This is a genomic window from Nostoc sp. FACHB-133 (assembly GCF_014698055.1).
Classification (GTDB): Bacteria; Cyanobacteriota; Cyanobacteriia; order Cyanobacteriales; family Nostocaceae; genus Nostoc.
In genome coordinates this window covers 104,497-117,337 of sequence record NZ_JACJSH010000016.1, presented here as the reverse complement: position 1 = coordinate 117,337, position 12,841 = coordinate 104,497, and the positions used below count along the sequence as shown (strand labels likewise).

Genomic DNA, 12,841 nt, shown 5'->3' with positions numbered 1-12,841 from the left:
GGAATATTAATTTAACTGTGTCTGCAAAAGATATTTTTCATGAATCAGTTAAAAAAGCTTTGCAAAAAGAATAATGGAGGATTACGAGCGATCCATTAAAATTTAAATTTGGGGAAGTCAATTTCCAAATTGATTTAGGCGTAGAGAAAATAATTGCCGCAGAAAAAGGAAATGAAAAAATAGCAATTGAAATCAAAAGCTTTTTAAACCCCTCGGCAATTACAGATTTTTACTCTGCTTTGTCTTGGGTTTGCAAGCTCCTTACAAACGTCAGTATACAGATTATGGTGTAGCGTAATGCGATCACTCTTCGAACAACGAAGATCGCTTTACTCTCAGCGAATACTTGAGGCAATTCCTAACGTTCTCAAAACACAAGTTTCTCATAGCTATGAGATATTGTTACAAGGTACAAAGTCTTCTACACTGACTGGAATAGGTTTTAACTCTCAACGGCGGCTCCTCATGACGGACAACGATTCTGAATACATCAGACAAACTGAAGCCACTCGTGTGCGTGTACTAAGCGAAGCACTACCTTATATTCAACAATTTGCCGGTCGCACTGTTGTTGTCAAATATGGTGGCGCAGCAATGAAAGATAGCACACTCAAAGACAAAGTTATCCGCGACATTGTATTTTTATCTTGCGTGGGCTTGCGTCCAATTGTAGTACACGGCGGTGGCCCTGAAATTAACAGTTGGTTAGATAAGCTGGGAATCGAACCACAATTTAAGAATGGTCTACGAGTCACTGATGCTGCCACAATGGATGTGGTGGAAATGGTTTTAGTTGGTCGAGTTAACAAAGAAATTGTCGCGCTAATTAACCAAGCTGGTGGATTGGCTGTAGGACTTTGCGGTAAAGACGGTAATCTATTTACAGCCCGTCCTCAAGGTCAAGAAGACATCGGTTTTGTGGGGGAAGTCAGCAATGTTAATATCAAGATTTTGGATACCCTCGCTAGCAATGGCTATATTCCGGTAGTGTCTAGCGTCGCCGCAGACGAGACAGGGCAAGCTTATAACATTAACGCCGATACTGTAGCTGGAGAAATTGCTGCGGCACTAGGAGCAGAAAAGTTAATTTTACTGACCGACACCAGTGGAATTTTAAAAGATTACAAAGACCAATCTACCTTGATTCCGAAAGTAGATATCCGCGAAGCCCGCGAGTTAATTGTCAATGGGATAGTTACTGGTGGGATGATTCCCAAAGTTAATTGTTGTGTGCGATCGCTTGCTCAAGGAGTCCGTGCAGCGCACATAATTGATGGTCGTATTCCCCACGCCCTGTTACTAGAAATCTTTACTGATGTTGGGATTGGGACGATGATTTTGGGTTCGCAATTTACCTTTTGATGCTTATGAGGCATGGTAAAGAAGCAGAGGGGCGGGGTGCAGGGTGTAGAGGAGAAAATTCTTCTCCCTTACTCCCTACTCGCTGCCCCCTGTCCCCTGCCTCTCTATATTTTGTTCACCTGCATTTGATACCAGAGTTTTTAATTAGAAAATAGTCGCAGCTACTTAGTTAAAATTTTAGAAATTTATCCACTTCAGATTGTCAGCCTTTGAAAAGATTCCAAAAAGATTGCTGGTGTTGGCAAAATTAAAACAGTGCTAATTTTTGTATAAGACGTGAATGCAGAAAGTTTAGAAATTGCTAAAACCTTCTACCAGACGGGGAAAATTGCCTTTGAAAATGGGCGATACCGTGAAGCTGTAGAAAATTTAGAAAAGGCCAGCGCCCTGTTAGCTCGTAATTCTCGCTTTGGGGGTGAAGTAGAAATTTCTTTGGTGACAGCTTATGAAGCGGCTGGGCGCACGGATGAGGCGATCGCTCTTTGCGAAAGACTCAAACGCCATCCCTATATTGAAATCAGCAAACAAGCGCGACAGATGGTTTACATCTTAAAAGCACCAAAGCTGAAAAGACCTAGTGAATGGATGACCCAAATTCCCGATTTGGGCACACTACCCGATAATGAACTCAAAATTTCTGTAGCTGCTAAACCCACTAAATCTTCTGTGCCGCAGAAGCCAAAACCTACAGAGCCAGAATTTGTTGACCTCAGTCAGGTCAATACCAGAGATAATCGCTTTATCTGGGTGGCGCTAATTACCATTGGTTTAACCATCTCGTACTTGGTTTGGTTGAATTTTTCAGGAACCCCTGGCTGATACTATGTTGACTTTTGGGGAGATTTATGGTTTCAACTTCTTCAATTTTCGGAAAGATTTTTTTGTGGTTAATTAGACCATTTAGTTTTGTATTGACACTGAATGGTCGAAATCGAATGAACCGCGTCTTTCCGATGCGAAATCCTATATTGTGGCTAGTGCTGTTAACATCCCTGTTACTGACTGGCTGTGTTAAGTACGATGTAGGGCTTAACTTTGATAATTCAAATAGTGGTGAATTCGTACAGCATATTAAGTTGGGAGAGCGGCTAACCAGCTTTAGTGGCGATTCTGTATACGAATGGTTGAACAGCATAGAACGCCGCGCCCGTCAACTAGAAGGTAAAACGCAGCGAGTTTCCCAAGAAGAAATCATCGTTACAATTCCTTTTAGTAGTGGTAGCGAATTGCAAGAGAAGTTCAACGAATTTTTTAATTCCCGTACAAATCAATCTTCTGAGGCTGTGCAGAGCAAATCTGACTCAGAACTGCCAAAAATTGAATCAAACGTCCTTTTGGAGCAGAATTATTTTTTACTTTTAGTCCGAAATCGGTTGATTTATGATTTGGATTTGCGATCGCTTGCTCTAATTGCCAGCAAAGGTAATGTTCTCGCTAATGCTGGTTCAATTCTCGACTTGGAATTTAGCTTGAAAACTCCTTGGGGAGCCAAAAACATTCAATTAACTGACACTGCCGAAACTGCCATTGAGCCAGAAAAAAATGGCAATCAACTAGTGTGGAAACTCCAGCCTGGTCAACTCAACCACATAGAAGCGGTTTTCTGGCTTCCTAGTCCCCTTGGTATTGGTGGATTGTTAATTATCCTATTTGTCTGGGGAGGATTGTACTTAAGATACAATTTCATGCCAGATCCCAGAACTCAATTGCTTCCCAAAGCAGCAGCGACCCAAGAATAGTAGACTATTCATCATTTTGAGGGAATTGGGCATTCCCCATTCCCCATTCCCCATTACCCATTACCCATTACCCATTCCCCATTCCCCATTACCCATTCCCCATTCCCTGTTCCCGTTGCTCGCTGCCATACCAGCGTTCAGCAAGTACATTGAGTTGATGAAGGATTTCAATGAGTTCCTTACCCCGTTCTGTCAGACCGTAAGTTACTTGGGGTGGAACAGTTGGTTCATATTGGCGATAAATAATCTCTGCTGCCTCAAGCATCCTCAGTCTTTCTGTTAAAACCTTGGTAGAGATGCCCTCGACTAAGTGCTTCAATGCAACAAAGCGAGTAGGCCCACTATTACACAACACCCACAGTATATACATTGTCCAAGGGCCTGATAGTAAAGACATCAGAATGCTGATTGGGCAAGCATCAGAATTTTTAGAGAGAGACATCGATAAATTCGCCAAATTTTTCCAATAGTTACTTTATGGTAACTACTTTACTTTAGTAACTAGTTACTTTTAGTATCTGATGTAATGCTTTGAAATTTAGACTCAAAAAAAGTCAAGGCAGAAAACTCTAAATCAGGAGATATTTGGTGGTAAACATTCTACATATTGATTCCAGCCCCCGTGCTGAACGATCGCACTCACGAGAACTATCTAAAGAATTCGTCAGTGCTTGGAAGGCAGCACATCCTGAAGATGCGATCGCCTATAGAGATTTAGGCCGTCACCCTGTTCCTCACGTTGATGAAGCTTGGATTGCGGCAGCATTTTCACCACCAGAAACCCATACCCCAGAATTAACTGAGGCAATCAGGATTTCTGACGAATTGATTGATGAGTTTTTGGCAGCCGATCGCTACGTCTTTGGAGTGCCAATGTATAACCTGAATATCCCTTCCACTTTTAAGGCTTACATCGACCAAATCGTTCGCGCTAACCGGACTTTTGCTGTAGAAGCTCAAGGCTTTAGAGGCTTAGTCGAGGGTAAAAAGGCGATTATCATTACAGCTCGCGGCGGTGACTTTAGCGGGACATCTCCTTTTGCTGCCTACGACTTCCAAGAACCATACCTGCGGGCGATTTTTGGCTTTATTGGGCTTACAGATATTCAATTTATTAATGCTAACAGGCTGAATGAGGGTGATGCCCGTACCCAATCTCTATCAGAAGCACGGGCAGCAATTCAAGACGCGATCGCTCAGTGGTAATGTATGGAATTGGGAATTGGGAATTGGGAATTGGGTATGGCTCAAGAATCAATAAATAGTTCTTCTTCCCCTGCTCCCCCTGCCTCCCCTGCTCCCTGCTCCCTCTGCCCCCTGCCTCTTCTTCAGGGTGACAACCGCTCAATTTTCCAAGTGCCATTATCTAAACGGCTATAGAGCAAGCGATCGTGTAAGCGACTAGAACGTCCTTGCCAAAACTCAATTTCTGTAGGGATCACTCGTAAGCCTCCCCAATGAGGCGGTCGGGGGATCTCTTGATTTTCATATTTGCTATAAAACTCCTGCATACGTCGCTCTAAAATTTCTCGACTTTCTATCACCTCACTTTGATTAGATACCCACGCACCTAGGCGACTGTTAGGAGGGCGAGTATCAAAATACTGGTCGGATTCAGTTTCAGAAACTTTCTCTACATACCCACAAATCCGAACTTGACGTTCTAGTTCTGCCCACCAAAAGACTAAAGCCGCCAGAGGATTTTCTGCCAGTTCTTGTCCTTTGCGGCTGTTGTAGTTGGTGAAGAAAGCAAAGCCCCGTTCATCGAAATCCTTCAGTAGCACCATTCTGGCTGAGGGCTTCCCGTCGGGTGTGACGGTAGCAAGAGTCATCGCATTGGGTTCGGGGAGTTGACCTGCCAAAGCCTGATCGAACCATTTTTTAAATTGGATAAAAGGATTGAGGTCTACCTCAAGTTCGCTTAAACCTTCCAAGGTGTAGTCTTTGCGGAGGTCAGCTACGGTTTTGTCCATTTTGATTTACTTCCTTGCTATCAGATACGCTTATACATATCTTTGTTAAAAATATCTATGATGATAATCAGTACCATCAAGAATTTTACAAATTCTTTCAGAAATATCTTAAGATAGGTTGCATAAAATGCGCCGTTCGGCCTCCCTTCAACGCCTGTTAATTTATGGTCTGAGCGGTCCAATTATCGCTCTTAATGTCTGGCTACTGTCCGTGCTTTTTCGATACTTTCAGCATCCAATTACAGTCTTGAGCATTGGGGCGATTTTAGCTTTTCTACTAAATTACCCGGTTAAATTTTTTGAACGTGCCCGAATCACGCGCACTCAGGCAGTAATCATAGTTTTACTTGCAACATTAACCCTGTTTGGGATTCTAGGTGTCACCCTAGTGCCGTTGATCATTGACCAAACAATCCAACTGTTAAATAAGATCCCTGATTGGTTAGGCGCTAGTCAAGCAAACTTAGAGCAATTTGAGATGCTGGCAAAACAAAGACGTTTGCCGATTGATCTCAGGGTTGTAAGCAGTCAAATCAATGCCAACATTCAGAATTTGGTACAACAGTTAGCTTCTGGGGCAGTGGGATTTGCTGGGACACTGTTATCAGGCTTATTTGACGTAGTGTTAGTCATTGTGCTGGCATTTTATATGCTTTTATATGGCGATCGCGTCTGGTATGGTCTGGTCAATCTTTTGCCTTCTAATATTGGAGAGCCTCTTACCGCATCCTTACGCCTAAATTTCCAGAACTTCTTCCTTAGTCAGTTGTTGCTAGGGCTATTCATGATGCTAACCCTGACACCAATTTTCTTAGTCATGAAGGTACCCTTTGCCCTGCTGTTTGCCATATTAATTGGGATTTCAGAACTCATTCCCTTTATTGGGGCATCTCTTGGCATTGGTCTAGTGACGATTTTAGTACTACTGCAAAATTGGTGGTTAGCAGTTCAAGTTGCTATAGCGGCAATTCTTATGCAACAGCTTAAAGATAACTTGTTAGCTCCCAGGTTACTCGGCAACTTTATCGGACTGAATCCCATTTGGATTTTTGTAGCTATTTTGATGGGATTTGAGATTGCTGGGCTGTTAGGAACGCTTGTTGCTGTTCCCATTGCTGGTACTATTAAAGGCACTTTCGATGCGATCAAGAGCGGCAAGCCTAGTAATTTTGTCTCAACTGTCACCATTACTAATGACCCACCTCCAGATTGAGAGGGGAGGGGCAGCGAGGCAGGGGGCAAGGGAAGAACAATTTTTAACCAATTCCCAATTCCCAATGCCCAATTCCCAATATCAAAAGTTGCACATTCCGATCTCACAATTCACAATGGTGATTGATTACAAATTTCAGAGGATACTGGCAGCAGGCAATTCCTGATTAAAAGAAGCACAAGCGAATCTATTAAGTACACGCTTTGCCAAGAGTCAATGAATTTACTGTTGAATTTACAGTCTTTCGATTCTTAATTAATTAACTTAGAACCCGTTGATGGAAGCTTCCGAGCTATTAGAAACAATCACACTCCTGATTTACCAAGCTGAACAGGGAGAAATTGACCCTTGGGATGTCCAAGTAATTGAGGTGATTGACCGTTACTTAGAACTGATGGCACCGGAGTCAATAGGAAGAGGCTATGAAGCGGATTTGTCTCAATCTGGACAGGCATTCTTATCAGCATCAATGCTGGTATTATTCAAAGCCAATACATTGATGCAATTGTCAACAGTAGGTGATATCCAGGATGGTGTATTAGATGATGCGATGCTGGAAGATGAAGACGGAATATCACATCATGGTCATCGTCTACCATTAGAACGGCAATTGCGTCGCCGTCCATCGGCAATGCCACCACCAAAGCGCCGGGTGACTCTGCAAGAATTAATCAAGCAATTGCAGATTATGGCAAACCAGCTAAAACTAGTAGAAAAAGTCAGCAAACCTATTCGTCCCAGACGTTTGCCTAGCGTCCAAAGTATGCGGGAGGCGCTGGAGTTAGCTCACCAAGAAAATCTGACAGAAGTAGCTGGAGAACTCGAACAAGTCTTGAATTTATCGGCCAGAGAGCTAAATTCAGAACAAAATTGGTTGAATTTAGAACAACTTGTAGAATTGTGGACTCAGACAAAGCTTTTCAACCAAAATGGGTCTGGACATGAGTCTAAACACAGTCATTTAGTTAGCGTTTTTTGGGCGCTACTACTACTTTCGGCTCAATCGAAAGTAGAGCTATTTCAAGAGGAGTTTTACAATGAGATTAAAATTCGGCTAATTACAGATTCAGCTAAGACCAGTAAACCTTTTGAGCAGTCGATGAACTAAAAAAGCGAAAAGTAGCCCTACAGATAATTTACAGATTTTTGATTCAGTCTCAAAATCCGAGTAAATTGAAAAGATAAGCGATCGCTTGTCATCTAAGTATATAGATGGTTGTAATAACCACTAAATTCCTGTTATCCCTGTTTTGGGGATAACTTAGAGCAGAAATCAAAACTGATGATTAAGTATCACTCGATGAAAGTAAACTGGCTTGTGGTTGAGGAATAAATTTTTATGAAAGCGATGATTCTCGCGGCTGGCAAGGGTACTCGCGTGCGTCCGATTACCTATACAATTCCTAAACCAATGATTCCCATCCTGCAAAAGCCAGTGATGGAATTCTTGCTGGAACTGTTACGCCAACATGGATTTGACCAAATTATGGTCAATGTCAGTCATTTGGCTGAAGAAATAGAAAACTATTTCCGTGATGGTCAACGGTTTGGGGTGCAGATTGCCTATTCCTTTGAAGGCAAAATTGATGATGACGGTAAACTGGTAGGGGAAGCAATCGGTTCTGCTGGAGGGATGCGCCGCATTCAAGACTTCTCACCGTTTTTTGATGATACCTTTGTGGTGTTGTGCGGTGATGCTTTGATTGACCTAGATTTAACTGAGGCGGTTAAATGGCATAGAGCTAAAGGGGCGATCGCTACTATTATTACAAAATCTGTTCCCCAGGAAGAAGTTTCGAGCTATGGTGTGGTAGTCACTGATGAAGAAGGGCGTGTTAAAGCTTTCCAAGAAAAACCTTCAACTGAAGAAGCCCTCAGCACCAACATCAACACAGGTATTTACATCTTTGAACCAGAGGTTTTTAACTATATTCCCTCTGATTTGGAATATGACATTGGTAGCCAATTGTTCCCCAAATTAGTGGAAATCAAAGCCCCCTTCTACGCCATCCCTATGGACTTTGAATGGGTAGATATTGGTAAAGTTCCAGACTATTGGCGGGCGATTCGCGGTGTACTGCTGGGTGAAATCAAAAATGTGCAAATCCCCGGTCATGAAGTCGCCCCTGGTATTTATACTGGCTTAAATGTCGCCGTGAATTGGGACAAAGTGGATATCACAGGCCCAGTTTACATCGGCGGGATGACAAGAATAGAAGACGGAGCGAAAATTGTCGGCCCAGCGATGATTGGCCCCAATTGTTGGATATGTAGTGGCGCAACAGTAGAAAATAGCGTGATTTTTGAATGGTCGCGCCTGGGGCCAGGAGTCAGGTTAGTCGATAAGCTAGTGTTTGGACGTTATTGTGTAGATAAAACTGGGGCCGCTATAGATGTCCAAGCGGCTGCTTTAGACTGGCTAATTACCGATGCTCGCCAGATACCACCATCTCATACCCCTGTTGAGCGACAAGCGATAGAGGAATTGCTGGGGACAAACGCGAATTAGGGAATGGGGAATGGGGAATGGGGAATGGGGAATGGGGAAGCAGGGGAAGAAGAACTATTTATTGATTCTTGAGCCATACCCAATTCTCAATGCCCAATCCCCAATGCCCAATGCCCAATTCCCATTCCTAACTAACTATTCAGATACGTGTATCTTCTGAGACTCTGCTCGTAGGTTTGCAGTAATCGCTGAGATTCTGCTAGGGTGATACGCTTTTCTTCTAATGCTTTCTCACAACGCTGGCGAATGTTTTCCACCATATCTTCGGAGTCATACTGAACGTAGCTTACTACTTCGCTCATGGTGTCACCTTTGACAACGTGTTCAATCTGGTAGCCTTTGGGCGTTAATTGGATGTGAACAGCATTAGTATCGCCAAATAGGTTGTGCAAATTACCCATGATTTCTTGGTAAGCTCCATTCAAGAACATCCCTAAATAATAGGGTTCTCCGGGCTTGTAGGTGTGTAGTTCTAAAACCGATTTGACATCGCGCAGGTCAATAAAGCGGTCTATTTTACCATCACTATCGCAGGTTAAGTCTGCTAAAATTCCTCGCCGGATTGGTTCTTCATCCAAACGGTGGATTGGCATGATGGGGAATAGCTGGTCGATCGCCCAGCAATCTGGTGCTGATTGAAACACTGACATATTAACGTAGTAGATGGAAGCCATGATTTTCTCAAGGTCTTCTAGTTCATCTGGTACGTATTCTTGCTGTCTAGTGATGTTAAGAATTTTCTGACAACAAGCCCAGTATAGCCGTTCGGCTTTGGCTCGTTCTCTGAGGCGTAAAATTCCTAAGTTGAAGCGACTGATGGCCTCTTCTTTGAATTGTGCCGCATCGTGATACAACTCTTGGTAATTCTCTTGGTTGATAGATTGGTAGCTTTCCCAAAGATAATTAATGATTGGGGATTCTCCCTCTTGTGGAGGTTCTGGTGAATCGAGAGGGACATCGCTAGTACTGAGAACGTCGAAAATCAGCACCGACTGGTGGGAAGCGATCGCACGTCCGCTTTCACTAATCAGTGTTGGTACGGTAATTTGGCGCTCTGCACAGGTATCTTTTAACTCTGCCACGATGTCGTTGGCATAGTTCTGCATGTTGTAATTTTTCGACGCATAGAAGTTGGTTTGGGAGCCATCATAATCTACGCCCAAGCCACCACCGACATCAAGGTATTTCATATCCGCCCCCAGCATAGCCAATTCCACATAAATGCGGCTGGCTTCTTGGATGGCATCTTTAATTACATTGATGGCAGAGATTTGTGAGCCGATGTGGAAGTGCATCAACTGCAAAGAATCGAGCAGGTTAGCTTCCCGTAACTTGTCAACAGCCTCAATGACTTCAGGCATTGTCAAACCAAATTTAGCGCGATCGCCACTAGAGGCTCCCCAACGTCCCATACCTTGGGTACTGAGTTTAGCACGAACTCCCAAAATCGGTTTAATACCTAACTGGCGATTGGCATCAATCACCAAATCAACCTCTTCAATCTGTTCTAAGACGATGATTGGTGTTTGCCCTAATCTTTGGGCTAACATTGCCGTTTCGATGTATTCTCGGTCTTTGTAGCCGTTGCAAACTAACAACGCTCCTGGTGTATCTAAGACAGCCAGGGCAATCATTAATTCTGGTTTGGAACCAGCTTCTAAGCCAAATTGATGGGGTTTGCCAAACTTGACTAAATCTTCAATCAAATGCCGCTCTTGGTTGCATTTGACAGGAAACACACCCCGGTATACGCCAGGGTAGTTGTAGCGGGCGATCGCTTTGGCAAAACAAGCATTCAACCGTTCAATCCGGTCTTCCAAAATATCGGAAAAGCGAATCAACATCGGAAGTCCCAAGTTGCGCTGTTTCATGGAGTTAACCAATTCAAACAAGTCTAGGGAACCACCGCGATCGCCCTTGGGTGAAACGGTGACGTGACCAGCAGCGCTAATGGAAAAATAGGGTTGTCCCCAACCTTCAATACGGTATAATTCTTCGCTATCCTCAATTTTCCAGGAGCGAGGTAAACTTCCTGTGGTAGTACTAGGTGGTAAAAGTTTCTTTTGCTTATGATTTTTCACTTCAGATTTTTGTCCATTGGACGGTACTGGTACCACCTCGTCAGATGTAGCAGTTGACTCAACACCCATTTCTTCCTAACCTCTGTTTTTCGCCCACGACTTAACAATTTAACGCATTCATTTGGGAACGTATATGTACCCAAGGATAATTTCTAAGATAAACTCTGATTGGTCAAGAGTCATTGGTCATTAGTCATTGGTCATTGGTCATTAGTGCAAAATCCTTAGACTTAAGACAAAGGACAAATGACAATTGACAATTGACAAGATAAAAACTTTATTAAGCTTTGGGAGAACGCAATGGAACGTACATTTTTAGCAATTAAGCCTGACGGAGTACAACGGGGATTAGTGGGGGAAATTATCCGTCGCTTTGAAACTAAAGGTTTTACCCTAGTTGGTTTAAAGTTCTTGAAAGTCAGTAAAGAACTGGCTGAACAACACTATGGTGTTCACCGGGAACGTCCCTTTTTTGGTAGTCTAGTCGAATTTATCACTTCTAGCCCAGTGGTAGCGATGGTATGGGAAGGTGATGGTGTCGTTGCATCTGCCAGAAAGATTATTGGTGCCACGAACCCCTTAACATCTGAACCGGGAACAATCCGCGGTGATTTTGGCATCAATATTGGTCGAAACTTGATTCACGGTTCTGATGCTCCAGAAACCGCACAACAGGAAATAGCCCTATGGTTTAAAGATGAAGAATTAGTCAATTGGCAACCACACATAACCCCTTGGTTGCACGAGTAAAACATTAGGGGAGAGGTTACAGGTTACAGGTGACAGGTGACAGGTTACAGGTTACAGGGTATAGGGAATAATTTGTACCTGTACCCTGTACCCTGTACCCTATTCCCTCTCCCCTCTTCTTACTTAGAGACTTCACTCTTCTCCGGTTCTAATTGGGGCACTTCAGTGTTAACACGCTTGGAAAATCCCCAGCCTAAAATCAGGAAGATAGCAGTAATCATGATCCATTCTGGTGGAACTAAATTATCGTTCACCACTTTCAACAACAGGCGCAAGCCCACAAACGCTACAGTTACATAGCCTGCGTCTTCTAGGTTTTCGTATTCGTCTAGCCAACGGATAAACAATCCCGCCATAAATCGCAGCGTAATAATACCAATTGTTGCACCCGTCAGCACTAGCCATTTTTCTTGAGAAACTGCGATCGCAGTTGTCACGCTATCCAAAGAAAATGCCAAATCTGTAAATGCAATCACAGGTATCGCTTGCAACAATGAATTAAAACGCGGCCCGTGATGGTGATCGTCCTTAGATTCTTCCGAGGTAAAGTGTTGAAATACCAACCACAGCAGATAAGCAGCGCCCAATAATTCAAATTGCCAGAATTTTTGCACCCAAGTGGCAGTGAGAATCAAGCTGATTCGTAGCACATAAGCAACGACTAAACCAAAGTTGAGGGCTTTACGCTCAAGTTCCTTGTCTTCCAACCCTTTTGCGATCGCAGCGAGAGCGATCGCATTGTCGGCAGATAACAGCGCCTCTAAAAGCACCAGGATCAGCAGAACTATAAGGGCTTCAAGGCTGAAATGAAAGTCGAGGTAATCAAAAATTCGGTCTAGCATTCCGGGTTTCTCAAGCAGAAAAAATTAAAATTTGACAAGATTCAGAGATTTATATATTAAAAAGCGCAATAAATTGTCACTCTAATTCAGCTTAACGTGCTTCTGGTGCATTTTGAAGGGGGTTTAATGGATGCGATCGCAGTCGGAGTGGGGTAATTTGCGTATAAGTCAATACACCAAAAGTTTTAACATCTTGCTCAATGCGATCGCCTTCAATTTCTGACGTAAACTATCACGCCGTTTCTGCCGTAGTGAATCACACCCAAATAAAACTAGAGTAAATAAGCTTAAAACTACTGTACTACACAGGTTTAAGCGTCAGATTGAGTGTTACCAAAAAATGGATAAAGTCGAGCTAAAGCTATATTGATA

Annotated in this window: 12 protein-coding genes and 1 pseudogene; 9 read left to right on the top strand and 4 right to left on the bottom strand. The window is 43.2% G+C overall.

Features of this window, described 5'->3' with window-relative positions; genetic code table 11:
* Positions 1-17: 17 nt before the first annotated feature.
* From H6G86_RS15215 to H6G86_RS15200, 4 genes and pseudogenes are all read left to right on the top strand, one after another.
* Positions 18-242 (top strand): annotated as a pseudogene (locus H6G86_RS15215) (element excision factor XisH family protein); the annotation flags it as partial.
* Positions 243-465: 223 nt separating this feature from the next.
* Entirely contained in the window at positions 466-1,362 is an 897-nt protein-coding gene (argB, locus tag H6G86_RS15210) for an acetylglutamate kinase (RefSeq protein WP_190935054.1), read from the top strand.
* 276 nt (positions 1,363-1,638) lie between these two features.
* Positions 1,639-2,181 carry a tetratricopeptide repeat protein gene (locus H6G86_RS15205; RefSeq protein WP_190935021.1) on the top strand — a complete coding sequence of 181 codons (543 nt, stop codon included), beginning with the start codon at positions 1,639-1,641 and terminating at the stop codon, positions 2,179-2,181.
* 26 nt (positions 2,182-2,207) lie between these two features.
* The gene (locus tag H6G86_RS15200; RefSeq protein ID WP_190935020.1) at positions 2,208-3,101 is read left to right on the top strand and encodes a DUF3153 domain-containing protein; all 894 of its coding nucleotides are present in this window, start codon (positions 2,208-2,210) and stop codon (positions 3,099-3,101) included.
* A gap of 88 nt (positions 3,102-3,189) precedes the next feature.
* On the opposite strand, the gene H6G86_RS15195 is transcribed toward H6G86_RS15200, so the two are convergent.
* Positions 3,190-3,543, bottom strand: coding sequence for a winged helix-turn-helix transcriptional regulator (locus tag H6G86_RS15195; protein WP_190935019.1), 354 nt, complete (start codon positions 3,541-3,543; stop codon positions 3,190-3,192).
* Positions 3,544-3,689: 146 nt separating this feature from the next.
* Between H6G86_RS15195 and H6G86_RS15190 the strand changes: the two genes are divergently transcribed.
* A complete protein-coding gene (locus tag H6G86_RS15190; protein WP_190935018.1) occupies positions 3,690-4,307 on the top strand; it encodes an FMN-dependent NADH-azoreductase in 618 nt (205 codons plus the stop codon).
* A gap of 122 nt (positions 4,308-4,429) precedes the next feature.
* Here H6G86_RS15190 and pdxH read toward each other — a convergent pair whose 3' ends face one another.
* Entirely contained in the window at positions 4,430-5,074 is a 645-nt protein-coding gene (gene pdxH / locus H6G86_RS15185) for a pyridoxamine 5'-phosphate oxidase (RefSeq protein WP_190935017.1), read from the bottom strand.
* Between the two features lie 127 nt (positions 5,075-5,201).
* On the opposite strand from pdxH, the gene H6G86_RS15180 reads away from it, so the two are divergent.
* The 3 genes from H6G86_RS15180 (at position 5,202) to H6G86_RS15170 (ending at position 8,796) form a co-directional block, all read left to right on the top strand.
* Positions 5,202-6,287: an AI-2E family transporter gene (locus H6G86_RS15180; protein ID WP_190935016.1), complete on the top strand. Its 1,086-nt coding sequence runs from the start codon at positions 5,202-5,204 to the stop codon at positions 6,285-6,287.
* 277 nt (positions 6,288-6,564) lie between these two features.
* Positions 6,565-7,395 carry a segregation/condensation protein A gene (locus H6G86_RS15175; RefSeq protein ID WP_163930882.1) on the top strand — a complete coding sequence of 277 codons (831 nt, stop codon included), beginning with the start codon at positions 6,565-6,567 and terminating at the stop codon, positions 7,393-7,395.
* Positions 7,396-7,626: 231 nt separating this feature from the next.
* Positions 7,627-8,796 carry a nucleotidyltransferase family protein gene (locus H6G86_RS15170; RefSeq protein WP_190935015.1) on the top strand — a complete coding sequence of 390 codons (1,170 nt, stop codon included), beginning with the start codon at positions 7,627-7,629 and terminating at the stop codon, positions 8,794-8,796.
* Positions 8,797-8,927: 131 nt separating this feature from the next.
* Here H6G86_RS15170 and speA read toward each other — a convergent pair whose 3' ends face one another.
* Positions 8,928-10,946, bottom strand: coding sequence for a biosynthetic arginine decarboxylase (gene speA / locus H6G86_RS15165; protein WP_012412497.1), 2,019 nt, complete (start codon positions 10,944-10,946; stop codon positions 8,928-8,930).
* A gap of 231 nt (positions 10,947-11,177) precedes the next feature.
* Between speA and ndk the strand changes: the two genes are divergently transcribed.
* Complete coding sequence (gene ndk, locus H6G86_RS15160) at positions 11,178-11,627, top strand: nucleoside-diphosphate kinase (protein WP_012412496.1); 450 nt, start codon at positions 11,178-11,180, stop codon at positions 11,625-11,627.
* A 119-nt stretch (positions 11,628-11,746) separates the two neighbouring features.
* On the opposite strand, the gene H6G86_RS15155 is transcribed toward ndk, so the two are convergent.
* The gene (locus tag H6G86_RS15155) at positions 11,747-12,469 is read right to left on the bottom strand and encodes a MeeY/MeeF family manganese export membrane protein (protein ID WP_114084286.1); all 723 of its coding nucleotides are present in this window, start codon (positions 12,467-12,469) and stop codon (positions 11,747-11,749) included.
* Positions 12,470-12,841 lie beyond the last annotated feature (372 nt).